This window comes from Micromonospora sp. NPDC048868 (genome assembly GCF_043198195.1).
Lineage (GTDB): Bacteria > Actinomycetota > Actinomycetes > Mycobacteriales > Micromonosporaceae > Micromonospora > Micromonospora reichwaldensis.
Genome location: NZ_JBICUN010000001.1, coordinates 339,350 through 362,763, shown reverse-complemented (window position 1 = coordinate 362,763; position 23,414 = coordinate 339,350). Strand labels below are relative to the sequence as shown.

The following is a 23,414-nucleotide window of genomic DNA, read 5'->3' as shown; positions in this document are numbered from 1 at the left end:
ATCCCACCACACCCCCACCCCGCCCGTTTCCGCCGATCATGCGGTCGTGGTGGGGGACGAAAGCTGCACCGGCGTACGAAATCCCCAACACGACTGCATGATCGCGAGGGAGGGGGCGGGCGCGGTGGGGGAGTCGGGTGGGGCGTCGGTGCCGGCCAGTACGGTGACAGGGCCCGCCGGAGCGACCCCGGCGGGCGGGGCGAGCGTGAGGAGACTCGGATGGCGCACGGGGAGGCCGAGCACGGCTGCGCCCAGGGCGAGCCCTGCCGGCCGGGCCACCACGAGCAGCAGGCGGCAGCAAAGCACCGCCGGCTGCCCGGAGGGCTCCCGGCCCACTCGCCGGAGCACCCGGCCCGCGCGCCCGAGCGCCCCGAGGACGACGTCACGGTGCCCCGGCAGCGCGTCGCGGAACCGGCTCCGACCGGCGAGGCCGAGTTGGCGGTGGCCCCGGGCTGCCGCAGTGACCTGCCCGGCTGGGCCGGCGCGCACCGGCACGGCCCGGTCCGCCCCCGGCAGCGCGGCACCCGCCGCGAGCGGCCGCCACGCCGCTGGTGCTGACCACGGCGACGCCGCCCGGCCGCTAGCGTGACCGGTGTGAAGGCGATCGCGATCGACACGTACGGCCCGGCCGACCTGCTGACCGTCCGGGACCTGCCCGACCCGCCGGTCGGCCCGGACACGGTGCTCGTACGGGTCCGGGCGGCCGGGGTGAACCCGGTCGACTGGAAGGTGCGCGAGGGGCACCTGGCCGGTGCGATCCCGGGGCACTTCCCGCTCGTCCCCGGCTGGGACGCGGCCGGGGTGATCGAGGCGGTCGGGCCGGCGGTGACCGGGTTCGCCGTCGGCGACGAGGTCGTCGGCTACGTCCGACGCGACCACATCCAGCACGGCACGTACGCCGAACTCGTCCCGGCGCCCGAGCGGACGCTGGCGGCCAAGCCGGTGCGGGCGTCCTGGGCCGAGGCGGGCGGCCTGCCCCTGGCGGGCCTCACGGCCTACCAGGCGCTCCAGTCGGCCCGCACCGGCGCCGGCGACACGGTGCTGGTGCACGGGGCGTCCGGCGGGGTGGGCCACCTGGCGGTGCAGATCGCCCGCGCGTTCGGCGCCGACCGCGTGATCGGCACGGCCGGCGCGGCCAACCACGACTTCGTCCGGTCGCTGGGCGCCGAGCCGGTCGCGTACGGCGACGGGCTGGCCGACCGGGTCCGCGCGGTCGCGCCCGACGGGGTGGACGTGGTGCTCGACCTGTTCGGCGGCGACGCGCTCGACGTGTCGGCCGAGCTGATCACCCGTCCCGCGCGGCTGATCTCGACGGCCGACCCGGAGCACGTCACCCGGCTGGGCGGCAGCTATCTGTTCGTCAAGCCGTCGACCGTGGACCTGGGCATGCTCGCCGGGCTGGTGGACGCCGGCCGGCTGACCGTCCACGTCGAACGGACGTTCCCGCTGGCGCAGGCGGCGGACGCGCAACGCCTGGTGGAGGCGGGGCACGTCCGCGGCAAGGTGGTCCTGGAGATCTGACCCCGCCCGGGGCCGGCCATCCGGCGGGCGCCGGCGGCGGGCTCAGCGGGTGCGGCGGCGGACCAGCAGCGCGATCCCGGCGAGCCCCGACGTGATGACGAGCACCACCGCGACGTTGAGCAGCAGCAGCCGCTGCAACTCGCCGAGCGCCTCGTCGATGTCCTTCGCCGGGTTGAGGGCGTCCTCCGGGATGACCCGCTCGCCGCCGCCCACGCCCCCACTGACGGTGTCGAACTGCCGCTCCAGCGGCACGCCCGCCGTGCGGAGGGTCTCCGACATGCTGAGCCGGCCGAGGAACCAGCCTGCGGCGGTCTTGCGGGCGTCCGGCTGCTTGGCCGGGCGGAAGACGCGCGGCCCGCCGACCGCCTTCGGGTAGAGGTCGTACGTCTGCTTCGCGACGTCACCGGCGAACACCACGACGGTGTACTTCGGACCGAGGTCGGCAGCCTTCGGGCCCTTGGGCTGCCCCGTGCGGCCGAGGAAGTTGACCTGGTCGATGATCGCCACCACGTGCGCGGGCTGGGCCTCCGCGCGCAGCCGCAGCGGTTCCGCCAGCCCGTGCCCGGTGATCTCCACTCCGGCCGGTGGGGTCTTCGGCGCCGCCGTCGCCGTCCCGGCGGAACCGAGCGACAGGACCGCCGCCGCGAGCCCGCCCGCCAACACCGCGACCAGCCGCCGCATCGTTCGGACCATCGCCGCCTCCTCGCCCCGTTCGATGGATGGCTTGCTGCAGGTCACGCGTTGGTTGGCTGACGGGGGTGACCGAACCCGTGCAGGGTGCCACCCTCAAGACTGCGCAGAACGTCGATCGGTTGCAGCTCGTGGAACAGTAATTGGAACTATCTGTGATCCCGGCCCGACCAATGAACGGTAGCCGTGGATCAGCGGGCGGATCGTACCTTTACGGAGGGGTTCATGGGGGGCAGGTTCCCACGTGTGGCGCTCACCTGGCCAGTGGTGGTCGGCGTGGCGATCGGTGTGTCGTTGGTGTTGCCGGCCGCGCCGGCGGCTGCCCACAACTCGCTGACCGGCAGCGATCCGCGCAACGGCGCCCGGGTGGCCGAGGCGCCGTCCCGGATCGAGCTGCGTTTCCTGGCGAAGGCGGACCCGAATACGACGAAGATCACAGTGACCGGTCCGGACAACGTGGCCGCGCTGGGCGGCGCGCCGGCCTTCTCCGGCTCGCGGGTGAGCGTCCCGTTCAAGCCGGGCCGGGCGGGGCTCTACATCGTCGGCTACCAGTTGGCGTCCAGCGACGGGCACCCGGTCTCCGGCGAGGTGCGGTTCACCCTGACCACCGGCACCCCCGCCGAGTCGCCGACGGGCGCGGGCACCGCCGGCCCGAGCGCCCCGGCGTCGGCCGTACCGCCTCCGTCCGGCGCCGCGCCGACCTCGGCCGCACCCGATCCGACGGGCGCGGGCACGCCGGGGTCCGCGGTGCCCGCGGCGAAGGAGAGCGACGACGCGGCCGGGCGCGGCTGGCTGTGGGCGCTCGGCGGCGTGCTTCTCCTGGCCGCCCTCGCCGCCGGCCTGCTGCTGCGCCGCCGCTCCGCCCGCCGCTGACCGGCACGAGCCCGGGATGCCTCAGCGCCCGGACCCACGGGTCCGGGCGCTGAGCGGGTACGCCGCCGTCAGGCACCACCCCGAGCCGGAGCCGGAGGTCGCGGACCGAGGTGGCGGCGGCGTCGCAGGCGCGGGGGCGGGCCGTCCCGGCAGGGCGGTCGTGGCCGCCGGGAACGGGCCCGGCTCAGAACAGGCGGACCCGGGCGGCGCGCAGCCGGCTCAGGGTGCGCTCGCGGCCGAGCACCTCCAGCGACTCGAACAGCGGCAGCCCGACGGTACGGCCGGTGACGGCGACGCGCACCGGCGCCTGGGCCTTGCCGAGCTTGAGCCCGCGCTCGGCGCCGACCGCCTCCAGCGTCGACTTCAGCGTCTCGGCGTCCCACGACTCCAGCGCCTCGAACGCCGCAGTGGCGGCGTCCAGCAGCTCCGCCGAGCCCTCCTTCATCGCCTTGGCCCAGGCGGCCTCGTCGATCAGGGGCGCGGCGAGGAAGAGGAAGTCGACGTTCGGCACGATCTCGCTGAGCAGCGCGATCCGGGTCTGCGCCAGCGGGGCCACGGCCGCGAAGGCGTCCGCGTCGAACTCCTCCGGCTGCCACGGCGGCGGGGCGATGGTGCCGGTGCCCGTCAGCCACGGCCGGCAGGCCTCGACGAACTCCTCGACCGGCAGCGCCCGGATGTACTCGCCGTTGAACGCGCGGAGCTTCTTCTCGTCGAAGAACGCCGGCGAGGGATTGACGTCCTCCAGCCGGTACTCCTGCTCGATCACCGACCACTCGACGATCTCCCGGTCGCCCGACGGCGCCCAGCCGAGCAGCATCAGGTAGTTGCGCATCGCGGCGGCCAGGTAGCCCTCGTCCCGGAACGCCTCCAGGGCCACCTTGTCCCGGCGCTTGGAGAGCTTCTGCCGCTTCTCGTTGACCACCACCGGCACGTGCGCCCAGATCGGCGGCTTGACCCCGAGCGCCTCCCAGAGCAGCTGCTGCTTCGGGGTGTTGGGCAGGTGCTCCTCGGCCCGGATCACGTGGGTGATGCCCATGGTCATGTCGTCGACCACGTTGGCGAGCAGGAAGACCGGCGAGCCGTCGCCCCGGGCGATGACGAAGTCCTCGATCAGCTTGTTCTCGAAGGTCGGCTCGCCGCGGATCAGGTCGACCACCACGGTCTCGCCCTCGTCGGGGGTACGGAAGCGCAGGGCGCGCCCCTCGCCGGCCGACAGGCCCCGGTCCCGGCAGAAGCCGTCGTAGCCCTGGTACTGCGAGCCGGTGCGGGCCTGTACGGCCTCGCGGGTGCAGTCGCAGTAGTAGGCGCGGCCGGACGCGTGCAGCCGCGCGGCAGCGGCCCGATGCTCGCCCGCGTACTCCGACTGGAAGTACGGGCCCTCGTAGCCGCCGCGCTCGATGCCGATCCAGTCCAGCGCGGAGAGGATGCCCTCGGTCCACTCCGGCTTGTTGCGGGCCGCGTCGGTGTCCTCGACGCGGAGCACGAACACCCCGCCCTGCTGCTTGGCGTAGATCCAGTTCTGCAGCGCCGAGCGGGCACCGCCGACGTGGAACATACCGGTCGGGGAGGGGGCGAAGCGCACACGTACCGTCACGTCTCCAGCCTACGGCGGCGCGCGACCGGATTCCGCCAGGGGTGCGGCTCAGGGCACCGAGCGGATCTTCAGCACCAGGACGCTGCCCAGCACGGTGACCGCCGCGGTGACCGCGTAGAGCACCGGGTAGCCGCCGAGGTGCACCACGAGCGGGGCGGAGAGCGCCGGCCCGAGCACCTGCGGGGCGGAGTTGGCGATGTTGATCACGCCCAGGTCCTTGGCCCGGTCGTTCGCGGCGGGCAGTACCTGGGTGATGAGCGCGGCGTCCACCGACAGGTAGACGCCGTAGCCGGCACCGAGCAGCAGCGCGGCGGCCACGGCCACCGGCCAGACCGGGGCGACGGCGAGCAGCAGCGCGGCGACCGCGATGATCCCGCCGGCGGTGATGACGAAGACCTTCCGCTTGCCGGAGCGGTCCGACAGCCGGCCGGCCACCACGGCGGTGGCCGCCAGGCCGGCCGTGTAGAGCAGGATCAGCACCAGCAGCCCGCCCTCGGGATCGGGGTGGCGCACCTCGTCGGTGAGGAAGTAGAGCAGGTAGAGCGTGCCGAGCGCGTTGCCGAGCTGCACCAGGAACCGGGTGATCCAGGCCCAGCCGAAGTCGGGGTGGCGGCGCGGCGAGACCCACATCGACGCGAGCAGGGCGCGCCACCGCAGCGCCGGCCGGTGCGCCCGGGGCAGCGGGTCGTCGGCGGTGAGCAGCGCGAACGGCAGGGCCAGCAGCAGTACCGCCGCCGCCATCGCCAGGTAGCCGGCGGCGGTGCCGCTCACCACGGCGGTGACCAGCACCACCCCGAGCACCAGCCCCAGCGCCTGGGGGATGCCGACCCAGCCGGAGACGCCGCCCCGCTGGGCGACCGGCACCCGGTCCGGCACGGCGGCGGTCAGGCTGGCCAGCATCGCGTTGAAGCAGACCTGGGCGGCGACCCAGCCGAGCGCGACCCCGGCGACGGTGCGCTGCTGCGCGAGCAGCACCAGGGCCGCCGCGCCGAGCAGCGCACCGCCGGCGGTCCAGACGTGCCGCCGGCCGAACTCCCGCCCGGCCAGCCGCAGGCAGGTGCGGTCCGACAGCGCCCCGGCGAGGGGATTGGCGAGCACCGCGGCGAGCGCGCCGAGGCCGGTGACCAGGGCGAGCGCCGTCTCCTTGTCGGCCGGGGCGATCCGTTCCAGCTGCTGCGGCAGCAGCACCTGGATGGGCGTGAAGAACGCCATCCAGACCCCGAGGTTCGCGGCGAAGATCAGCGCGATCCAGCCCCGCCGGACCGGCACGGTCGGCTCGGCGAGCGCCGCCGGCAGCGACGCGGGCGTCGGATCGACGGTGGTCACGGCCGGGCGATCAGGTCACGGAACCAGGCGTACGAGGACTTGGGCGTACGGAGCTGGGTGTCGAAGTCGACGTGCACGAGGCCGAAGCGCTTGGTGAAGCCCTCCGCCCACTCCCAGTTGTCCAGCAGCGACCAGACGAAGTAGCCGGTCACGTCGACGCCCTCGGCCATCGCGGCGCGTACCGCGCGCAGGTGCCCGTCGAGGTACGCGATGCGCTCCGGGTCGTGCACCCGCCCGTCGGCGTCGGGCGCGTCGTCGTACGCGCAGCCGCTCTCGGTGACCTGGATCGGCGGCAGGTCGTCGGCGTACGTGCGGTGCAGCCAGCCGAGCAGGTCGTGCAGCCCGTCCGGGGCCACGGGCCAGTCGAAGGCGGTGCGCGGGTAGCCGTCGAGCGGCACGAACTCGAACGGCAGCGGCGAGCCCTCCTGCGGGGCGCGTACCCCGGTCGGGTTGTAGTAGTTGACCCCCAGCACGTCGATCGGCGCGGCGATCACGTCGAGGTCGCCGGCGCGCACCACGGCGGTGTCGAAGCCCAGCTCGGCGGGGTAGCCCCGGCCGAACAGCGGGTCCGTGAAGAGGCGGTTGTGCAGCGCCTCGTACGCCGTGGCGGCCGCCCGGTCGGCGTCGGTGTCCCCGGCGATGCGCACCGGCGAGTAGTTGTTCGCGATGGCGACCGGGCTCGTGGTGCGCGCCCGCAGCGCGGCGACGGCGAGGCCGTGGGCGAGCAGCTGGTGGTGGGCCACCGGGAAGGCGTCGAAGAGCAGCGTCCGGCCGGGGGCGTGCTCGCCCGTGCCGTGGCCGAGGCTCATGTGGATGAAGGGCTCGTTGAGGGTGATCCAGAGCTTCACCCGGTCGCCGAGGCGGGCGGCGGTCGCGTCGGCGTACTCGGCGAAGCGGTGGGCGGTGTCCCGGTTCAGCCAGCCGCCCGCGTCCTCGAGGGCCTGCGGCAGGTCCCAGTGGAAGAGCGTGGCGACCGGGTCGACGCCGTGGGCGAGCAGGTCGTCGACGAGCCGGTCGTAGAAGTCCAGCCCGCGCGCGTCGACCGGGCCGTCGCCGGTGGGCCGCACCCGGGGCCAGGCGATCGAGAAGCGGTACGCCGAGACGCCCAGCCCGGCCAGCAGCGCGACGTCCTCGGCGTGCCGGTGGTAGTGGTCGCAGGCAACGTCGCCGGTGCTGCCGTCGGCGACCCGGCCGGGGGTGTGGGCGAAGGTGTCCCAGATGGACGCTCCCCGCCCGTTCTCGTCGACGCCGCCCTCGATCTGGTAGGCGGAGGTGGACACTCCCCAGCGGAATCCGGCGGGGAATTCGGGCATCGCTGCGGTCGACATGCGCCCTCCCGTCGTACATGAATCGTGCTCGCGACTCTAGGGGGCGGCCGGTCGATGCGCCATAGGCCGTCCGGCGTCGTAGCGCAATGGATTTCGGCGTGTCTTTTCCGAACCCGTCCGTATACGTCCGAATTTGCGCATAGAGTGCCGATATCGTGGGATGTCCTCACTGGAGGAAAGACGGAAATGATCCTCGTGGAACGCAGTGCGCACGTGATGGCGCCGGTGGAAGCGGTCTGGGACGTCGTGCAGCGGGCCGAGCAGTTGCCGGCCTGGCTGGCGGGGGTCCGTGCGGCCGAGGTGCTCTCGGGAGAGGGCTTCGGGCGCCGACAACTCGTCCAGGCCGGACGTGGCGCCGCGCATGAGGCCGAGGTGATCGCCTTTCAGGAACCAACCCTGATCGGCTGGCGCGAACGCGCCAAGGGCGCCGGTGCCCGGGCGGAGGCGCGCACCGAGATCTACGTCCAGCTCACCGCGGACGAGGAGGAGGGCGGGACGATCGTGCGGCTCATCGTCGTACGCTGGCCGGCCGGTCCGGTCAAGGCCGCCCTGCTCCGCCTCGGCCTGCGCAGGGTCGGCGCCGACCTGGAGGACTCGCTCGCCCGGCTGACCGATCTGGCCGCCGTCGGCTGAGCCGGGCACGTCCTGGCGCCACCCGCGACGGCGGTGGCCCGGTGTCCCCGCCAGGGACTCCGGACCACCGCCGGTTCGCTCGTCGGCGGACGACGAAGGGCCCGGCGCGGGAAGCGCCGGGCCCTTCGTCTCGTACGTCCTAGCTGTCGCCGCCGGTCTCGCCGACCGGGGCCGCGTTCACGTCCTCGATGGCGTACTTCTTGGCCGCCTCGGCCGGCACGCTCGCCGGGACCGCGCCGCGCATGGCGAGCTGCCGCAGCGTCGCGACCACCACCGACTCGGCGTCGACGTGGAAGTGCCGGCGCAGGGCGTGCCGGGTGTCGGACATGCCGAACCCGTCCGTGCCGAGCGAGGTGTAGTCGCCGGGCACCCAGCGGGCGATCAGGTCCGGCACCGCGCGCATCCAGTCGCTGACCGCGACCTTCGGGCCCTCGGCGTCGGCCAGCTTCTGCTGGATGTACGGCACCCGCTGCTCCGCGCCCGGGTTGAGCAGGTTGTGCTCCTCGCACTGCACCGCGTCCCGGCGCAGCTCCGTCCAGGAGGTCACCGACCAGACGTCGGCGGCCACGCCCCAGTCCTGGGCCAGCAGCTGCTGCGCCTTGATCGCCCACTGCATGCCCGTGCCCGAGGCGAGCACGTTGGCCTTCGGCGCGTCGTCGCCCACCGACGGGGCGGGGGAGTAGCGGTAGATGCCCTTGAGTAGCCCCTCCACGTCCACGCCCTCCGGCTCCGCCGGCTGGAGGATCGGCTCGTTGTAGATCGTCAGGTAGTAGAAGACGTTCTCCTGCGCCTCGCCGTACATCCGGTGCAGGCCGTTCTCCACGATGTGCGCGATCTCGAACGCGAACGCCGGGTCGTACGCGACCACCGCCGGGTTGGTGGCGGCGATCAGCAGCGAGTGGCCGTCCTCGTGCTGGAGGCCCTCACCGTTGAGCGTGGTCCGGCCGGCGGTGGCGCCGAGCAGGAAGCCCCGGGCCATCTGGTCGGCGGCGGCCCACAGCCCGTCGGCGGTGCGCTGGAACCCGAACATCGAGTAGAAGATGTACATCGGGATCATCGGCTCGTCGTGCGTGGCGTACGCCGAGCCCGCCGCCGTGAACGAGGCGACCGAGCCGGCCTCGTTGATCCCCTCGTGCAGGATCTGCCCGCCGGTGGACTCCTTGTACGACAGGAACAGCTCCCGGTCGACCGAGGTGTAGCGCTGGCCGTGCGGCGAGTAGATCTTCTGCGTCGGGAAGAGCGAGTCCATGCCGAAGGTGCGGGCCTCGTCCGGGATGATCGGCACCCAGCGCTTGCCGAACTCCTTGTCCTTCATCACGTCCTTGAGCAGGCGGACGAAGGCCATCGTGGTGGCCACCTTCTGCTTGCCCGAGCCGCGCTTGACGTCGGCGAAGCGCTCCGGGCCGGGGATGGCCAGCCGCTTCTGGCCCGAGCGCCGCGACGGCAGGTAGCCGCCGAGCTGCTGGCGCCGCTCCTTGAGGTACGCGATCTCGTCGGACTTCTCGCCCGGCGTGTAGTACGGCGGCAGGTAGGGGTTGTCCTCCAGCGCCTTGTCCGGGATGTCCAGGTAGAGCCGGTCGCGGAAGGTCTTCAGGTCCTCCAGCGTCAGTTTCTTCATCTGGTGCGTGGCGTTGCGGCCCTCGAAGTGCGAGCCCAGCGTCCAGCCCTTGATCGTCTTGGCCAGGATCACGGTCGGCTGGCCGGTGTGCTCCATCGCCGCCTTGTAGGCCGCGTAGAGCTTGCGGTAGTCGTGCCCGCCCCGCTTGAGGTTCCAGATCTCGTCGTCGCTGAGGTCCTCGACCATCTTGCGGGTCCGCTGGTCGCGGCCGAAGAAGTGCTCCCGGACGTACGCCCCGGACTCCGCCTTGTAGGTCTGGTAGTCACCGTCGGGCGTGGTGTTCATCAGGTTGACCAGCGCGCCGTCGGTGTCCGCGGCGAGCAGCGGGTCCCACTCCCGGCCCCAGACCACCTTGATGACGTTCCAGCCGGCGCCCCGGAAGAACGCCTCCAGCTCCTGCATGACCTTGCCGTTGCCGCGCACCGGCCCGTCGAGCCGCTGGAGGTTGCAGTTGATCACGAAGGTGAGGTTGTCCAGCTCCTCGCGGGCGGCCACACCGATCGCGCCGAGCGTCTCCGGCTCGTCCATCTCGCCGTCGCCCAGGTAGGCCCACACGTGCTGGTCCGAGGTGTCCTTGATGCCCCGGTGGTGCAGGTAGCGGTTGAAGCGCGCCTGGTAGATCGCGTTCAGCCCGCCCAGGCCCATCGAGACCGTGGGGAACTCCCAGAAGTCCGGCATCAGCCGCGGGTGCGGGTACGACGGCAGGCCGCCGCCCGGGTGCGACAGCTCCTGGCGGAACCCGTCGAGCTGGTGCTCGGTCAGCCGCCCCTCCAGGTACGCCCGCGCGTACATGCCGGGGGAGGCGTGGCCCTGGTAGAAGATGTGGTCGCCGCCGCCCGGGTGGTTCTTGCCCCGGAAGAAGTGGTTGAAGCCCACCTCGTAGAGCGAGGCCGAGCTGGCGAAGGTGGAGATGTGCCCACCGACGCCGATCTCGGGACGCTGCGCCCGGTGCACCAGCATGGCCGCGTTCCACCGGACGTACGCCCGGATCCGCCGTTCCACGTGCTCGTCACCCGGGAACCACGGCTCGTGCTCCGGCGGGATGGTGTTGATGTAGTCGGTGGTGGTCAGCGACGGCACCCCGACCTGGCGCTCGCGGGCCCGCTCCAGCAGGCGCAGCATGACGTAGCGGGCGCGCTTTGTCCCGCGCTCGTCGATGACACCGTCGAGCGACTCGACCCATTCGCTGGTCTCTTCAGGGTCGATGTCCGGAAGCTGGCTCGGCAGACCAGCGGTGATCACCGGGCGCTTGCGTTCCGTAGCCACAGGCGTTCCCTCGGTTCTGTGTGGGATAGGTCTCTAGCGCCATCCTGCCCCCTGGTGGCACCTGTCGTCACGCCCACCGCCCGGAGACGCGACGCGCGACACAGGTACCCGCCGGTAACTTTGCGCAACCGGCCCGCCCGGCAGGAACCGGGCGGGCGACCGCCCGCTCGGGCAGAATGCGCCGTATGCGCAGTGAGGTGATCACCGTCCAGACCGGGGCCCGGCCGACCGTCCGGGACATCACGGCGGAGGCCGAGCGGTTCGTCGCCGGGCAGGGCGACGGCCTGCTGCACGTCTTCGTGCCGCACGCCACCGCCGGGTTGGCGATCATCGAGACCGGCTCGGGGTCCGACGACGACCTGCTGGCCGCGCTCGACGACCTGCTTCCCACCGACGACCGGTGGCGGCACCGGCACGGCTCGCCCGGCCACGGGCGCGACCACGTCCTGCCGGCGTTCGTCCCCCCGTACGCGACGCTGCCGGTCGTCGACGGCCGGCTGGCGTTGGGCACCTGGCAGTCGGTCTGCCTGGTCGACCCCAACGGCGACAACCCCACCCGGACCGTCCGCTTCTCGTTCCTCCCTGGCTGACGGCGGGTTCCGCGCGAACCGCCGATGGTGGAGCTGCTCAACTTTTGACGCGCGTAGGATATGAGGCATGGCGCCGCAGCCCGTCCCCTCCGTCCCGCCGGATCCCGCCGACCGCGCGGCGCTGGCCGGCGACGTCGTACGCCGCATCACGCACGTCGCCGCCGCGCTGCGCCACCACCAGGACCGGGAGATCGCCGAGCTGGGGCTGACCCCCGCGACCGCCCGGGCGCTGCACGAGCTGGACCCCGACCTGCCGCTGCCGGCCCGCGACCTCGCCGAAGGGCTGGGCTGCGACCGCTCCAACGTCACCGCCCTGGTCGACAAGCTGGAGCGGGCCGGGCTGGTCGAGCGGCACGCCGACCCCGCCGACCGGCGGCAGAGGACGCTGGTGGTGACCGGGCCCGGGCGGCGGGTGCGGGCCCGCGTGCACCAGGTCATGTCGGACTCCCGACTGCTCGCCGGGCTCACCGTCGAGGAGCTGGCGACCCTGCGCGAGCTGGTCTGGAAGGTCTCCGACGGCGGCTGCCCCGAGCGGTGCGACGACGACTGACCCACACCGCGTCGTTCGTGTCCGAGTGGGCGCACAGGCCGCTCGTCGGTAATGCTGTCCGACGTGACCACCCCGCAAGATCTCGACGACCGGTTCCGGGAGACGCTGGCCGCGCTGGCCACCCCGTCGCAGCGGCGTGACCCCGCACGGCCGGTCACCGACGACACGACGCTGACCGGCGCGCGGGCGCTGGACCTCTTCGACGCGCAGGCCATCAGCCGCCAGCTCGACCTGGCCGGCCGGTGGCTGCGCAGCTTCGGCGAGGGCTACTACACGATCGGCTCCGCCGGCCACGAGGGCAACGCCGCGGTCGCCGCCGCGCTGCGCGCCACCGACCCGGCGCTGCTGCACTACCGCTCGGGTGCCTTCTACTGCGTCCGCGCCGCCCAGGCCGCCGGGTGGACGCCGACCGACCGGCCCGAGGTCGACCGGGACGGGACCGACCGGCCCGAGGCCGACCAGCCCTCGGGTGCGCGGTTCGACGCCGAGCGGTTCGACGTCGAGCGGTTCGACGTCGAGCGGTTCGACGTCGAGCGGTCCGACGTCGAGCGGTTCGATGCCGAGCGGTTCGACGCCGGGCGGTTCGACGTCGGGCGGGGCGGCACCGACCGGCCGGCGGCGGCCGACGGGCCCGTCGAGGCCGCGCCGGGCGACCCGGATGGCCCCGGCGACGGTTCCGTGCCGGATGCCGCCGACCCGGGGAAGCCGACCGGCGGCGCCGGGTCCGCCGTGGACCGGCCGCTCCACCCGGGGTACGCCGAGGCGGCCCGCGACGTGCTGCGGGGCATGGTCGCCTCCAGCAGCGAGCCGCTCGCCGGCGGTCGGCACAAGGTCTTCGGCCGGGCCGACCTGGCCGTCGTCCCGACCACCTCCACGATCGCCTCGCACCTGCCCCGCGCCGTCGGGATGGGGCTGGCCGTGGAACGGCTGCGCCGGCTGGACACCTCCGGTCGGCGGGACGGGGTGCCGGCCAGCGGCGGTGGGGGCGCCACGCACACCTCCTGGCCGCCGGACGCCATCGTGGTCTGCTCGTTCGGCGACGCGTCGGTCAACCACGCCAGTGCCACGGCCGCGTTCAACACCGCCGGCTGGTACGACCACACCGGCCTGCGCATCCCGGTGCTCTTCGTCTGCGAGGACAACGGCCTCGGCATCAGCGTCCGCTCCCCGAAGGGGTGGGTGGAGACCACCCTGCGGTCGAAGCCGGGGGTCCGTTACTTCTCCGCCGACGGCGGCGACCTGCCGCAGGCGTACGAGGCGGCCGCCGAGGCGGCGGCCTGGGTGCGCCGGCACCGACGCCCCGCCGTGCTGCATCTGTCGACCGTACGGCTGATGGGACACGCTGGCGCGGATGCCGAGACCGCGTACCGGAGCCCCGGAGAGATCGCGGCCGACCTCGCCCGGGATCCGCTGACCGCCACGGCACGGCTGCTGGTGGGGGCGGGCCTCGCCACCGGCGAGGAGCTGCTGGCCCGGTACGACGAGATCGGCTGGCAGGTGCGGCGGATCGCCGAGGAGGTGCTGGACGAGCCGAAGCTGACCGCACCGGCCGACGTGGTCGCCCCGCTGGCCCCGCGCCGGCCGGCACGCCTCGCCCGGGCGGTGGCGGACGCGGCGGCGCGGGCCGGGGGCCCCGGCGCCGGTGCCCGGGCGGAGGCGTTCGGCGGGAAGCCGCCGGAGCTGACCGGCCCGCTGACGCTGGCGCAGAGCATCAACGCCGCGCTCGCCGACGGGATGCTCGACCATCCGCAGATGGCGGTGTTCGGCGAGGACGTCGGCGCCAAGGGTGGCGTGTACGGGGTGACCAAGGGGCTGCGGGACCGCTTCGGCGTGGCCCGGGTCTTCGACACGCTTCTCGACGAGACCTCGATCCTCGGGCTGGGGCTCGGCGCCGGGCTGGCCGGGATGCTGCCCGTGCCCGAGATCCAGTACCTGGCGTACCTGCACAACGCCGAGGACCAGCTGCGTGGCGAGGCCGCCACGATGCAGTTCTTCTCGCAGGGGGCCTTCCGCAACCCGATGGTGGTGCGGGTGGCCGGGCTGGCGTACCAGGAGGGCTTCGGGGGGCACTTCCACAACGACAACTCGGTGGCCGTACTCCGGGACGTGCCGGGCCTGGTGATCGCGGTGCCGGCGCGGCCGGACGACGCCGCGCCCATGCTGCGCACCTGCCTGGCCAGCGCGGCGGTGGACGGCAGCGTCTGCGTCTTCCTGGAGCCGATCGCGCTCTACCACACCCGCGACCTGTACGCCGACGGTGACGGTGAGTGGCTGTCCCACTACGCCGAGCCTGGCGCGTGGACCGGCGGTCACGTGCCGATTGGACGGGCCCGCGTCTACGGCGTCGGCTCCGCCGAGGACGTCACGATCATCACGTTCGGTAACGGGGTGCCGATGTCGTTGCGCGCGGCGGCGACACTCGCCGACGAGGGGGTCGGCACCCGCGTGGTGGACCTGCGCTGGCTCTCCCCGCTGCCGGTGGCCGACATCATCCGGGAGGCGGCGGCGACCGGCCGGGTGCTGGTCGTGGACGAGACCCGGCGTTCCGGCGGGGTCGGCGAGGGAGTCATCGCGGCCCTGGTGGATGCCGGCTATGTCGGAGCGGCGCGCCGGGTGGCCGGAGTTGACTCTTTTGTACCATTAGGTCCGGCGGCCCGACAGGTTCTGGTCTCCGAGCAAGCAATTACCCAGGGTGCCCGCACGCTTCTGGCACGGTAAATTCCGTTCCACCCGGTGCGCCACTTGCGCGGGGAGCCACAACTGTGTGGACTTTGCCTGACGGCGTCGACGCGACGCCGCGGGCAAGGATGAGATGAGGAGGCACGCGACAGTGAGCGCGACCGCTGGTCAGGCCGCCGACGGGGTACGCAGCCTGGCGGACCGGTTCGGGATCGAACCGGGGATGGTCGTCATGGAGATGGGGTACGACGACGACGTCGACCAGGATCTCCGGGACGCCCTGACCGACCGCTGTGGAGATCTGGTCGACGAGGACACCGACGAGGTGGTCGACGCGGTGCTGGTCTGGTACCGCGATGGTGACGGTGATCTCTTCGAGCTTCTCGTCGACGCCCTCGGCCCGCTGGCCGACAACGGTGTCGTGTGGCTGCTCACGCCCAAGGCGGGGCGCGAGGGGCACGTCGAGCCGAGCGAGGTCGCCGAGTCCGCGCCCACCGCCGGCCTCCAGCAGACCTCCACCGTCAACGCCGGCCGGGACTGGAGCGGCGCCCGCCTCGTCCTGCGCCGCGGGGCCAAGGGCAAGAAGTAGGCCGCCGGCGATCACCCGGCGGCGCCCGCTGCCGGGTGTGGCAGGCTGTTGCCCATCCGACCCCATCCTGAGGAGCTCGCATGCCGATCGAGGTTGGCGCCGAGGCGCCGGACTTCGTGCTCAAGGACCAGAACAACCAGGAGGTCCGGCTCTCGGACTTCCGTGGCAAGCGCACCGTGCTGCTGGTCTTCTACCCGCTCGCCTTCACCGGGATCTGCCAGGGTGAGCTGTGCGAGGTGCGGGACAACCTCAACGACTACGTCAACGACGACGTCCAGGTGCTGACCGTCAGCGTCGACTCGGTCTACGCCCACAAGATCTGGGCCGACAAGGAGGGCTACCAGTTCCCGCTGCTGGCCGACTTCTGGCCGCACGGTGCGGTCGCCCAGTCGTACGGCGTCTTCAACGACGTCGCGGGCATCGCCAACCGGGGCACCTTCGTGATCGACAAGGCCGGCGTGGTCCGCTTCGCCGAGATGAACATGCCGGGCGAGGCGCGCGACCAGCAGGGCTGGCGCAAGGCCCTCGCCGAGGCCGTCGCGGCCTGACCGACCGGGCACGCCGCACGACCGGGCCGGTGGGGGCAAGGTAAGCTTGCCACCCTCCGGCCCGCCGTACGGGCGTTCCGGGCGCGTAGCTCAGTGGGAGAGCACTCGCCTTACAAGCGAGGGGTCGCAGGTTCGAAACCTGCCGCGCCCACACCCTTGACCAGCACGGGAACGGGCCGCCGGATGACCGGCGGCCCGCTTCGTTTCACGGTGTCCGGCGGCTGTCGGATCACCGTCAGTGGGCCCCGCCAGGACACGAACGTCCTACGCTCGTGGGAGCGATCCCGGCGCCGAAGCGAAGCCGGCGACCTCACCGCCGAAGCCGAGCCGGCGACCCCGTCTTGGAGGTGGCCCCATGTCCCCCCGCCAGGTCCCGCTCGCTTCCCGCCCCCGCCGTCGTCCACCCGCCCTGCTCCTGATCCTCGGGCTGGTCCTGGGCCTGGCCGCCCCCACGGTGGTGGCGGCCCCCGCCTCCGCCGGGCCTGGCGACGCGTTCTGCTCCACCAACGGGTTCTTCGAGCCGAACCCCGCCAACCCGTCGATCGGTACGACCTGGACGTTCATCGGGAGCCGGAGCAACGGAAGCTTCACCTACCGGTACTGGATGGCGCAGCAGCCGAGCGGCTCGTCCATCCTGTACTACCGGAACAGCCTGGTGGTCAAGTGCAACGGCACCGCCCTGGTCCTGAGCACGACGCTCGCGACGACCGGCGCCTCCGGCACCGCCCACTGCACCAGCAGCGCCGACATGACGCCACCGGCCTCCTCGGTCACCGAGCGGTACGTCGGGCAACGCTGGGTCCCCACCCAGGGAACCACCCCGACCGCCACGATCCGGTACTGGCACCGGGAGTGGTTCTCCTACGCCACCCTGACCTGGAACTACAGCTCCAGCTACGTGGTGCGGTGCTGAACCTCCGTCGGCTCGCGCCGGTCATCACGAGAACTTCGCCGCCTCCTGCATCACCTTCTGGTACTCGTTCCTGGCGATGGTGAGTCTCTCCTGAAGGCTGAGCATGGCGTCCCGCTGCGTCTCGGCGGTGCTGCCGGGATCCACCTCGGCCAACAGTGCCTTCACCGGCGGTGTGTTCATGGCCGGCGTGTACGGGTTGGCGGGATTCAGGAGATGCTCGACACGGTTGAGCGCCATCGAGATCGTCTGCACCTTTTCGAGCGCCCGCAGGAGTTTGTTCTGTACTTCCTGTTCCGCAGGGCTGAGAGTCACGTCATCTGAATCCGAGTCCATGGGCATCCATCCTTGCCGTGCGGACTGTTCGCAGGCCGAGCGGTTGGCCGTCGCCCCCATCCTAGAGCCGTTCACCGGGCCCCCGTGACGATTGTCGGTGCATGACGGCAACGCGCGGAACCCGTACGCGAAACGGGCCGCCGGCTGGTCCGGCGGCCCGTTGTCGTGGTGGATCAGATCGCGCAGACGGCGTACGCGCGCACCTTCCAGTTGCTGCTGAAACCGTTCTCGTCCTCGGCGGCGGAGACGGTGACGACGGTCGAGGTGGTGGCCCGCATCTGGGTCAGGCGCACCTGCCCGTCGCCGCCGAGGATCTCGCCGCCCACCCCGTGCACCCGCGTCCCGGGCGGGCAGGTGGCCGTGACCGACTGGGTGGCGGCGGAGCTGTAGACGCTGTCGTCGATCACGCGCTGCTCGCCGGGCAGCGGGTCGGCGCAGATCGCGGTCGCGTCCAGCCACCAGGTGTCGGCGAATCCGGTGCCGTCCTCGGCGCCCGCCACGACGACGCTGTTCTGGTGGATGCGCAGGTCCTCCAGCACGACCTCGCTGTTGGACGCCCCGACGACCGCCCCACCGACCCCGATGGCGTGCTTGCCTGCCGGGCAGGACTTCTCGAACCAGTTCGACGTGCCGAAGCTGGGCGCCGAGCTGCCGGAGACCATCACCAGGCCGGCGGGCGGCGTGGCGCAGATGGCGTTCGCCGTGACCGCCCAGTTGCCGCCGACGCCGTTCTCGTCCTCCCGGCCGGTGACCGAGTACGCGTCCCCGCCGATCAGCGGGCGCATGATGTCCATGCCGACCTGCCCGAGGCCGGAACCGGTGATCGCGCCGCCGCCGCCGATGACCTTGGTGCCGGTCGGGCAGGTCGCGTTCTGCGTCTTCGCGCTGCTGTTGCTGGGGCCGGTCGTCGTCTTGACGCTCAGGCCGGGCACCGCCGCCACCGGCCCGGCGAGGGCCAGCTGGCCGAGGACGAGCGCGCTCAGCGCGGCCCCGCCCACAGTGGCCGTCCGACGCGCCAACCGGATGTGCTTCGATCCTTCTCGCATGGTGTCTTCCCTTCGGGTTCTTCGTCGCGATGACACCGGTAGGAGTCGGGGCGGGTCGGGATGCCAACAGAAACTTCGGAGAAAAATTTTCCGCCGCTTTACTGGACCCGTCGACGAGCAGTGAGGGACACGATGGACACGGCGGCACAGGACGACTTTACGCTGGTCGAGGCGGTGCGCCGCGGTGAGCGGGCCGGGCTGGAGGGCATGTACCGGCGCTACGCCGACCGGCTCTACACGTACGCCCGGACCATGCTGCGCGAACCGGAGGCCGCCGCGGACGCCGTCCACGACGCGTTCCTCACCGCCAGCCAGCGCATCGGCCAGCTCCGCGAGCCCGACCGGCTGCGCTCCTGGCTGTACGCGATCGTGCGCACCGAGTGCCTCCGGCAGCTGCGGGAGCGGTCCCGCTCCCTGCCGCTGGAGGAGGCCGGCGAGCCGGCGGCCGACATCGCCGACCCGGGCACGGGCGTCAACGCCGATCAGGTACGCGACCTGGTGCACAGCGCGGTGGCGGCGCTGAACCCGGGCGACCGTGAGGTGGTGCATCTGGCCATCCGCCACGACCTGTCGTCCGCCGACATCGGCGCGGCCCTCGGGGTGCCCACGAACCACGCGCACGCCCGCCTGTCGCGCGCCCGCTCGCAGCTCGAACGGGCGCTGGGGGCGCTGCTGGTGGCCCGCACCGGAGCCCGGGACTGCCCGGGTCTCGCCGACCTGATCGACGGCTGGCAGGGCCGGCTCACCCCGACGCTGCGCAAGCGGGTGTCGCGGCACATCGAGGGCTGTGCGGTGTGCGGGCTGCTCCGGCGGGAACAGCTCAGCCCAGCCGCGCTGCTGTCGGCGTACACGGCTCCGGCCTTTCTGGTCGTCGCCGACTCGGTGTGGCCGCGACTGGCCGAGGCCGCGACCGGCGCCCCGGCCGATCCGGCACCCGGCGCGGAAACCGATCCGGCGGGCACGGTCACGGCCGACCCCGCGCCGGCCGACCCGACGCTGCCCGCCGATCCGGCGCTGCCGGCTCCAGCACAGGCACAGGAGGCCGCTGAGGGGCCTGCGGCGGATGGCGCGGTCGACGGGCCCACGCCCGCGGCGAACGGGCCGGTGACCCCGGACGGTGCGGCGGCGGGGCCTTCGGGCGGTGTGACGGCAGCGTCCTCGGCCGGTGTGGCAGCGTCCTCGAACGATGTGGCAGCCGCTCCGGGCGGTGCGGTGGCGTCGCGCGGTGCGGCGCATCCTGTGCGGACGACCTCGCCTGCGAACCGCAAGCGGCACCGCCGGCAGGTGGCCGCGTCCGTGGCGCTGCTGCTCCTCCTCGCCGCACTCGGGACCTGGGCGCTGGCACCCGGACGCCCGACCGCCGCGCAGGACGCCGCCGGCCAGCCGGTGTCGGAGACGCACGGACCGGCGGCCGGCGGTCCGGTGACGCCCGCCTCCGCGCAGCCGTCGGGCACCGCCCCGGTGACCGGCACGCCAGCCGCCGAACCGCCGCCGGCCGGCGCCGTCGGTCCGACACCCGGGCCCGTGGTCACGCCAGCGGACGGCGACGGGGTCACCCGGACTGACGCGCCCGACGCCGTGCCGGGTGGCCCCGCACCGGCACCGACCACGGCACCGACCAGACCTCCGGCCGTGCCCCGGCCGACCGTCACACTCAAGGTGGCGGCGCCGTTCACGGTCTCCGCCACCGCCCACGTGCGGTGCGGCTCGGACACGTACACCCTCGTGGTGCAGGCGACCGGGAGTGCCACGCTCGGCAACGCCGAGGTGCGCTGGACACCCGCCGGGGGCAGGACGTCGACCCGGGCGATGACGGTGGACGGAACGACCGCGCGGGCGAGCGTCGGGCAACTGCGCGCGCCGACGCTCACCTGGTCGGTACGGGCGACTGCCGGGGACGGCCGCACGGCGCAGAGCGCGACCCGTACGGTCACCGACCCGTGCGTGCGACCGGGCTAGCCGGGATGGCAGGGCTGGCCGGGACGGCCGTGGAAAAGGACGGCCGCGCATCGTCCTCTTTGTCCTTCCCGGGCGGTCCGGTCCGGACGGCTGAAATACGGTGTCGGGGTGGCGACGCTGAGACTTGAGCCGATGACCGCCGAGCAGTACCTCCGGTATCGGCGGGGGGCGGAGGCGAGCTACGCGCAGCACATCGCCGAGGCCGGCGCGCTGCCGGCGCCGGAGGCCGAACGGAAGGCCCAGGAGGATTACGCGAAGCTCCTGCCCGACGGTCTGGCCACGCCGGGGCACCATCTCTGGACGGTCCACGACGGTGACGACGAGGTCGGCATGTTCTGGCTGCACGTCGAACAGAAGTCGGACGGGCCGCACGCCTTCTGCTACGACGTCGAGGTGCGACCGGAGCTGCGGCGCAGGGGCCACGGGCGGGCCATGTTCCAGGCCGTCGAACAGCGGTGCCGGGAGTGGGGAGTCGTCTCGATCGGCCTGAGCGTCTTCGGCTTCAACCTCCCCGCGCGCAGGCTCTACGAGCAGCTGGGCTTCGAGGCGACCGCCATCCAGATGCGCAAGCGGCTCTAGCGCACGGCCAGCCCGGCCGCCCCGTCCCGTTGCAGGGAGAGCACGGCCGATCGGCCGCGTACGTCGTGCGGGCCGGGGTTGGATGGGGCGATGAGCTACGCGGAGGTCGCCGGGCTGCGCCTGTGGCACGAGGAGCACGGCGCCGGCCGCCCGCTGCTGTTGTTGCACGGCGGCTTCGGGTCGGTGGAGACGTTCGCGCCGATCCTGCCGGCGCTGGCCGCGCGTCGTCGGGTGATCGCAGTCGACCTCCAGGGCCACGGGCGCACCGCCGACGTCGACCGCCCGCTGCGCTACGAGTCGATGGCCGACGACGTCGCGGCGCTGATCGAGCACCTCGGCCTGACCGAGGCCGACGTGCTGGGCTACTCGCTCGGCGGCGGCGTGGCGCTGCGTACCGCGATCCAGCACCCGGCCCTGGTGCGCCGGCTGGTCGTCGTCTCCGCGCCGTGCCGGCGGCTGGGCTGGTATCCGGAGGTGCTGGCGGGCATGCCCGATCCCGACGAGGAGGCGGGCGAGCGGATGCGGGGCACTCCGCCGCACGCGCTCTACGCCCGCGTCGCGCCCCGGCCGGGGGACTGGTCGCGGCTCTGGGCGAAGACCGGCGAGCTGCTGCGCCGCGACTACGACTGGTCGGCCGAGGTGGCCGCCCTCGCCGTGCCCACCCTGCTGGTCTTCGCCGACGCCGACTCGGTCAGCGCCGCGCACGCGGTGGAGTTCTTCGGGCTGCTCGGCGGAGGCCACCGGGACGCCGGCGGGGACGGCACCGACCGCCCAGCCTCCCGGCTCGCCGTGCTGCCGGGGCTCACCCACTACGACATCGTCGTCTCGCCGGCGCTGCCCGCCGCCGTGCTGCCGTTCCTCACCCACCCGGTGTCGCCGCCCGGCTGACGCCGGGCACCGCCGGAACCGGGCACCGCCGGAACCGGGCGCTGTCGGAACCGGGCGCCGCCGGAACCGGGCGCCGCCGGGACCGGGCGCTGCCAGAACCTCCGGCCGGTCGCGTTCCGGGCCGCCCGGTCACTCCGCCCCGGCGGGGCGGGCGTAGTGGAGGATGACCACCCCGCTGTCGAACGGGCGGGTGTCGACCAGGTCGAACCGGCGCGGGTCGAACCCCCGGTCGGCGAGCGGGATGCCGCTGCCGACCACGTACGGGTTGAGCTTGATGATCAGCTCGTCGACCTCGGGCAGGAGCTGGCCGGCGAGTTGGGCGCCCCCGCAGAGCCAGATGTCGCGGCCGGGTCGGCGCTTCAGCTCCCGGACGAAGTCCACCGGATCCGCGGAGACGATCTCCACCTCCGGCTCGGTGGCCGGCGGCAGGGTGCGGGAGAAGACGTACTGCTTCAGGTGCGCGTACGGGCTGGTGACGCCCATCTTCAGCGCCGGGTCGTAGGTGGCCCGACCCATCACCACCGCGTCGAAGCGGCCCGTCGGCTCGTCGATGCCGAACTGCGGGTGGGCGAACGTCGGGAGGGTCTGGGACCAGTTGGCCGCGAGGTGGGCGGCCAGGTCGGGCTCCAGCGGGAAGAAGTCGTACGACCCGTCGGGGGCGGCGATGAAGCCGTCGAGGGTGCTGGCGACGTAGTACACGAGTTTGCGCAAACCGATCCCCAATCACTACTGGTGTCGTGGATGAAGTTACTACACGCGTAGTGGTTGTTGCTACGGTGTTCCCCGTGGCGAGAAACGTGGAACGACGGGCGGCCCTGGCCGACGCGGGGCTGCGGGTGCTGGCGGCGACCGGGGCACGCGGCCTCACCCACCGGGCGGTCGACGCCGAGGCGGGCGTGCCGACGGGGACCGCGTCCAACTACTTCCGCTCCCGGGACGCCCTGCTCGGCGCGCTCGGCGAGCGGATCATGGAGCGGTTCGCCCCCGACGAGCGGGTCCTGGCCGAACTGGGCGCCCGCGAGCCGTCCCTGGAGCTGTTCACGGACTACCTGCGCTACATCGTCGAGCGGACCACGCGGCAGCCCGACCTCACCCGGGCGCTGATCGAGCTGCGGCTGGAGGCGGCCCGCCGCCCCGACCTGGCCCGGATCCTCGGCGACACCCTGCGGCGCGGCTACCGCGACGACGTCGCGTTCCACCTCGCCGCCGGATTACCGGGTGGCGCGTTCGAGGTCGCTCTGCTGCACTACGCCGTGGACGGGCTGCTGCTCGATCTGCTCGGCACGTCCATCGAGGCGGGATTCGACCCCGACGACGTGGTCGTGGCGTTCGTGTCCCGGCTGGTCGGCGGTGTCGACCGGTGACTCCGGCAGAGGGAGGCGGCGTGGTGGAACTGGTGCCGATGACGGCCGAGGAGTTCGCGCGGGTGCGGGAGCCGCTCGTGCGCTCGTACGCCGAGGCGATGGTCACCGACCGCGGCCTGGCGCCGGCCGCGGCCCTGGAGCGGGCCACCACCCAGCTGCGCGAACAGCTCCCCGACGGCGTCGACAGCGCCGGCACCCTGCTCCGCACGGCCCGGGTGGGCGACGTCGAGGTGGGGTGGATCTGGGTCGGCCTCCCCGGCGGCCCCGCCGGGCCCCACACCGCGTGGCTCAACAGCGTCGAGGTGCATCCCGGACACCGCAGACAGGGGTACGGGCGGCGGATGATCCAGCTCGTCGAGGCGGAACTCGCCGTCCTCGGGGTGCCCGAGCTGGGGCTGAACGTCTTCGGCTCCAACACCGGGGCGATCCGCCTCTACCACGACCTCGGCTACCGGGTGGCCGCCCAGCAGATGACGAAGCGGATCTCCCCGGCCGGCTGAGCCCGTCAGGAGTGTTCCCCGGCGCAA

At 73.1% G+C, this 23,414-nt stretch carries 22 protein-coding genes, 1 tRNA gene and 2 pseudogenes; 17 read left to right on the top strand and 8 right to left on the bottom strand.

Going from position 1 to position 23,414, the window contains the following annotated elements; translation table 11 throughout:
• Nucleotides 1-219: 219 nt before the first annotated feature.
• Together ACGFNF_RS01695 and ACGFNF_RS01690 are read left to right on the top strand one after the other, a co-directional pair.
• Nucleotides 220-558 (top strand): hypothetical protein, encoded by a 339-nt coding sequence (locus tag ACGFNF_RS01695; protein WP_393165070.1) that lies wholly within the window; start codon nucleotides 220-222, stop codon nucleotides 556-558.
• A 36-nt stretch (nucleotides 559-594) separates the two neighbouring features.
• Nucleotides 595-1,521 carry an NADP-dependent oxidoreductase gene (locus ACGFNF_RS01690; protein WP_393165068.1) on the top strand — a complete coding sequence of 309 codons (927 nt, stop codon included), beginning with the start codon at nucleotides 595-597 and terminating at the stop codon, nucleotides 1,519-1,521.
• Nucleotides 1,522-1,563: 42 nt separating this feature from the next.
• Here the strand turns inward: ACGFNF_RS01690 and ACGFNF_RS01685 are convergent, their stop codons facing one another.
• The gene (locus ACGFNF_RS01685; protein ID WP_393165066.1) at nucleotides 1,564-2,214 is read right to left on the bottom strand and encodes a hypothetical protein; all 651 of its coding nucleotides are present in this window, start codon (nucleotides 2,212-2,214) and stop codon (nucleotides 1,564-1,566) included.
• A 222-nt stretch (nucleotides 2,215-2,436) separates the two neighbouring features.
• Here ACGFNF_RS01685 and ACGFNF_RS01680 point away from each other — a divergent pair, with 222 nt between their 5' ends.
• Nucleotides 2,437-3,084, top strand: coding sequence for a copper resistance protein CopC (locus ACGFNF_RS01680; protein ID WP_393165064.1), 648 nt, complete (start codon nucleotides 2,437-2,439; stop codon nucleotides 3,082-3,084).
• 184 nt (nucleotides 3,085-3,268) lie between these two features.
• Here ACGFNF_RS01680 and gltX read toward each other — a convergent pair whose 3' ends face one another.
• The 3 genes from gltX to ACGFNF_RS01665 are packed head-to-tail and all read right to left on the bottom strand — an operon-like array spanning nucleotide 3,269 to nucleotide 7,332.
• A complete protein-coding gene (gltX, locus tag ACGFNF_RS01675; protein ID WP_393165062.1) occupies nucleotides 3,269-4,678 on the bottom strand; it encodes a glutamate--tRNA ligase in 1,410 nt (469 codons plus the stop codon).
• 48 nt (nucleotides 4,679-4,726) lie between these two features.
• Entirely contained in the window at nucleotides 4,727-6,004 is a 1,278-nt protein-coding gene (locus ACGFNF_RS01670) for an MFS transporter (protein ID WP_393165060.1), read from the bottom strand.
• A complete protein-coding gene (locus ACGFNF_RS01665; protein WP_393165058.1) occupies nucleotides 6,001-7,332 on the bottom strand; it encodes a GH1 family beta-glucosidase in 1,332 nt (443 codons plus the stop codon). Before ACGFNF_RS01665 ends, ACGFNF_RS01670 begins: the two co-directional genes overlap by 4 nt.
• A 186-nt stretch (nucleotides 7,333-7,518) precedes the next feature.
• On the opposite strand from ACGFNF_RS01665, the gene ACGFNF_RS01660 reads away from it, so the two are divergent.
• On the top strand, nucleotides 7,519-7,965 hold the full coding sequence (locus tag ACGFNF_RS01660; RefSeq protein ID WP_393165056.1) for an SRPBCC family protein: 447 nt from the start codon (nucleotides 7,519-7,521) through the stop codon (nucleotides 7,963-7,965).
• Between the two features lie 139 nt (nucleotides 7,966-8,104).
• Here the strand turns inward: ACGFNF_RS01660 and aceE are convergent, their stop codons facing one another.
• Entirely contained in the window at nucleotides 8,105-10,849 is a 2,745-nt protein-coding gene (gene aceE / locus ACGFNF_RS01655; RefSeq protein ID WP_393165054.1) for a pyruvate dehydrogenase (acetyl-transferring), homodimeric type, read from the bottom strand.
• 185 nt (nucleotides 10,850-11,034) lie between these two features.
• Between aceE and ACGFNF_RS01650 the strand changes: the two genes are divergently transcribed.
• The 8 genes and pseudogenes from ACGFNF_RS01650 to ACGFNF_RS01615 all read left to right on the top strand — a co-directional run bounded on the left by ACGFNF_RS01650 (nucleotide 11,035) and on the right by ACGFNF_RS01615 (nucleotide 16,718).
• Nucleotides 11,035-11,439, top strand: a complete 405-nt coding sequence (locus ACGFNF_RS01650; RefSeq protein WP_132237228.1) for a YjbQ family protein — start codon at nucleotides 11,035-11,037, stop codon at nucleotides 11,437-11,439.
• 67 nt (nucleotides 11,440-11,506) lie between these two features.
• Nucleotides 11,507-11,989, top strand: a complete 483-nt coding sequence (locus ACGFNF_RS01645) for a MarR family winged helix-turn-helix transcriptional regulator (RefSeq protein WP_393165052.1) — start codon at nucleotides 11,507-11,509, stop codon at nucleotides 11,987-11,989.
• A 51-nt stretch (nucleotides 11,990-12,040) separates the two neighbouring features.
• Nucleotides 12,041-12,424 (top strand): annotated as a pseudogene (locus tag ACGFNF_RS01640) (transketolase); the annotation flags it as partial.
• Nucleotides 12,425-12,601: 177 nt separating this feature from the next.
• A pseudogene (locus ACGFNF_RS01635) lies at nucleotides 12,602-14,707 on the top strand (transketolase C-terminal domain-containing protein); the annotation flags it as partial.
• 112 nt (nucleotides 14,708-14,819) lie between these two features.
• Nucleotides 14,820-15,257 carry a DUF3052 domain-containing protein gene (locus ACGFNF_RS01630; RefSeq protein ID WP_132237238.1) on the top strand — a complete coding sequence of 146 codons (438 nt, stop codon included), beginning with the start codon at nucleotides 14,820-14,822 and terminating at the stop codon, nucleotides 15,255-15,257.
• Nucleotides 15,258-15,337: 80 nt separating this feature from the next.
• Complete coding sequence (locus ACGFNF_RS01625; protein WP_121400357.1) at nucleotides 15,338-15,805, top strand: peroxiredoxin; 468 nt, start codon at nucleotides 15,338-15,340, stop codon at nucleotides 15,803-15,805.
• Nucleotides 15,806-15,884: 79 nt separating this feature from the next.
• Nucleotides 15,885-15,956: transfer RNA gene (locus tag ACGFNF_RS01620), tRNA-Val, on the top strand.
• A 204-nt stretch (nucleotides 15,957-16,160) separates the two neighbouring features.
• On the top strand, nucleotides 16,161-16,718 hold the full coding sequence (locus ACGFNF_RS01615; RefSeq protein ID WP_393165049.1) for a hypothetical protein: 558 nt from the start codon (nucleotides 16,161-16,163) through the stop codon (nucleotides 16,716-16,718).
• Between the two features lie 24 nt (nucleotides 16,719-16,742).
• Here ACGFNF_RS01615 and ACGFNF_RS01610 read toward each other — a convergent pair whose 3' ends face one another.
• Entirely contained in the window at nucleotides 16,743-17,051 is a 309-nt protein-coding gene (locus ACGFNF_RS01610) for a hypothetical protein (protein ID WP_393165047.1), read from the bottom strand.
• Between the two features lie 173 nt (nucleotides 17,052-17,224).
• Entirely contained in the window at nucleotides 17,225-18,097 is an 873-nt protein-coding gene (locus ACGFNF_RS01605; protein WP_393165045.1) for a hypothetical protein, read from the bottom strand.
• Between the two features lie 132 nt (nucleotides 18,098-18,229).
• On the opposite strand from ACGFNF_RS01605, the gene ACGFNF_RS01600 reads away from it, so the two are divergent.
• The 3 genes from ACGFNF_RS01600 (at nucleotide 18,230) to ACGFNF_RS01590 (ending at nucleotide 21,523) form a co-directional block, all read left to right on the top strand.
• Nucleotides 18,230-20,056 (top strand): sigma-70 family RNA polymerase sigma factor, encoded by a 1,827-nt coding sequence (locus ACGFNF_RS01600; RefSeq protein ID WP_393165043.1) that lies wholly within the window; start codon nucleotides 18,230-18,232, stop codon nucleotides 20,054-20,056.
• A 108-nt stretch (nucleotides 20,057-20,164) separates the two neighbouring features.
• Entirely contained in the window at nucleotides 20,165-20,635 is a 471-nt protein-coding gene (locus ACGFNF_RS01595) for a GNAT family N-acetyltransferase (RefSeq protein ID WP_393165041.1), read from the top strand.
• A 90-nt stretch (nucleotides 20,636-20,725) separates the two neighbouring features.
• Nucleotides 20,726-21,523, top strand: a complete 798-nt coding sequence (locus ACGFNF_RS01590) for an alpha/beta fold hydrolase (protein WP_393165039.1) — start codon at nucleotides 20,726-20,728, stop codon at nucleotides 21,521-21,523.
• A gap of 129 nt (nucleotides 21,524-21,652) precedes the next feature.
• On the opposite strand, the gene ACGFNF_RS01585 is transcribed toward ACGFNF_RS01590, so the two are convergent.
• Complete coding sequence (locus ACGFNF_RS01585) at nucleotides 21,653-22,234, bottom strand: dihydrofolate reductase family protein (protein ID WP_357580002.1); 582 nt, start codon at nucleotides 22,232-22,234, stop codon at nucleotides 21,653-21,655.
• A gap of 74 nt (nucleotides 22,235-22,308) precedes the next feature.
• On the opposite strand from ACGFNF_RS01585, the gene ACGFNF_RS01580 reads away from it, so the two are divergent.
• Entirely contained in the window at nucleotides 22,309-22,887 is a 579-nt protein-coding gene (locus tag ACGFNF_RS01580; RefSeq protein WP_357580001.1) for a TetR family transcriptional regulator, read from the top strand.
• 20 nt (nucleotides 22,888-22,907) lie between these two features.
• Complete coding sequence (locus tag ACGFNF_RS01575; RefSeq protein ID WP_393165036.1) at nucleotides 22,908-23,387, top strand: GNAT family N-acetyltransferase; 480 nt, start codon at nucleotides 22,908-22,910, stop codon at nucleotides 23,385-23,387.
• The last annotated feature ends 27 nt before the right edge of the window (nucleotides 23,388-23,414 follow it).

Bases quoted from the DNA above. Each gene is read 5' to 3' on its own strand.
- ACGFNF_RS01685 (WP_393165066.1), bottom strand. From the start codon at position 2,214: ATGGTCCGAACGATGCGGCGGCTGGTCGCGGTGTTGGCGGGCGGGCTC.
- ACGFNF_RS01625 (WP_121400357.1), top strand. From the start codon at position 15,338: ATGCCGATCGAGGTTGGCGCCGAGGCGCCGGACTTCGTGCTCAAGGAC.
- ACGFNF_RS01600 (WP_393165043.1), top strand. From the start codon at position 18,230: ATGGACACGGCGGCACAGGACGACTTTACGCTGGTCGAGGCGGTGCGC.
- ACGFNF_RS01680 (WP_393165064.1), top strand. From the start codon at position 2,437: ATGGGGGGCAGGTTCCCACGTGTGGCGCTCACCTGGCCAGTGGTGGTC.
- ACGFNF_RS01660 (WP_393165056.1), top strand. From the start codon at position 7,519: ATGATCCTCGTGGAACGCAGTGCGCACGTGATGGCGCCGGTGGAAGCG.
- ACGFNF_RS01605 (WP_393165045.1), bottom strand. From the start codon at position 18,097: ATGCGAGAAGGATCGAAGCACATCCGGTTGGCGCGTCGGACGGCCACT.
- ACGFNF_RS01650 (WP_132237228.1), top strand. From the start codon at position 11,035: ATGCGCAGTGAGGTGATCACCGTCCAGACCGGGGCCCGGCCGACCGTC.
- ACGFNF_RS01695 (WP_393165070.1), top strand. From the start codon at position 220: ATGGCGCACGGGGAGGCCGAGCACGGCTGCGCCCAGGGCGAGCCCTGC.
- ACGFNF_RS01590 (WP_393165039.1), top strand. From the start codon at position 20,726: ATGAGCTACGCGGAGGTCGCCGGGCTGCGCCTGTGGCACGAGGAGCAC.
- ACGFNF_RS01665 (WP_393165058.1), bottom strand. From the start codon at position 7,332: ATGTCGACCGCAGCGATGCCCGAATTCCCCGCCGGATTCCGCTGGGGA.
- ACGFNF_RS01645 (WP_393165052.1), top strand. From the start codon at position 11,507: ATGGCGCCGCAGCCCGTCCCCTCCGTCCCGCCGGATCCCGCCGACCGC.
- ACGFNF_RS01615 (WP_393165049.1), top strand. From the start codon at position 16,161: ATGTCCCCCCGCCAGGTCCCGCTCGCTTCCCGCCCCCGCCGTCGTCCA.
- ACGFNF_RS01610 (WP_393165047.1), bottom strand. From the start codon at position 17,051: ATGGACTCGGATTCAGATGACGTGACTCTCAGCCCTGCGGAACAGGAA.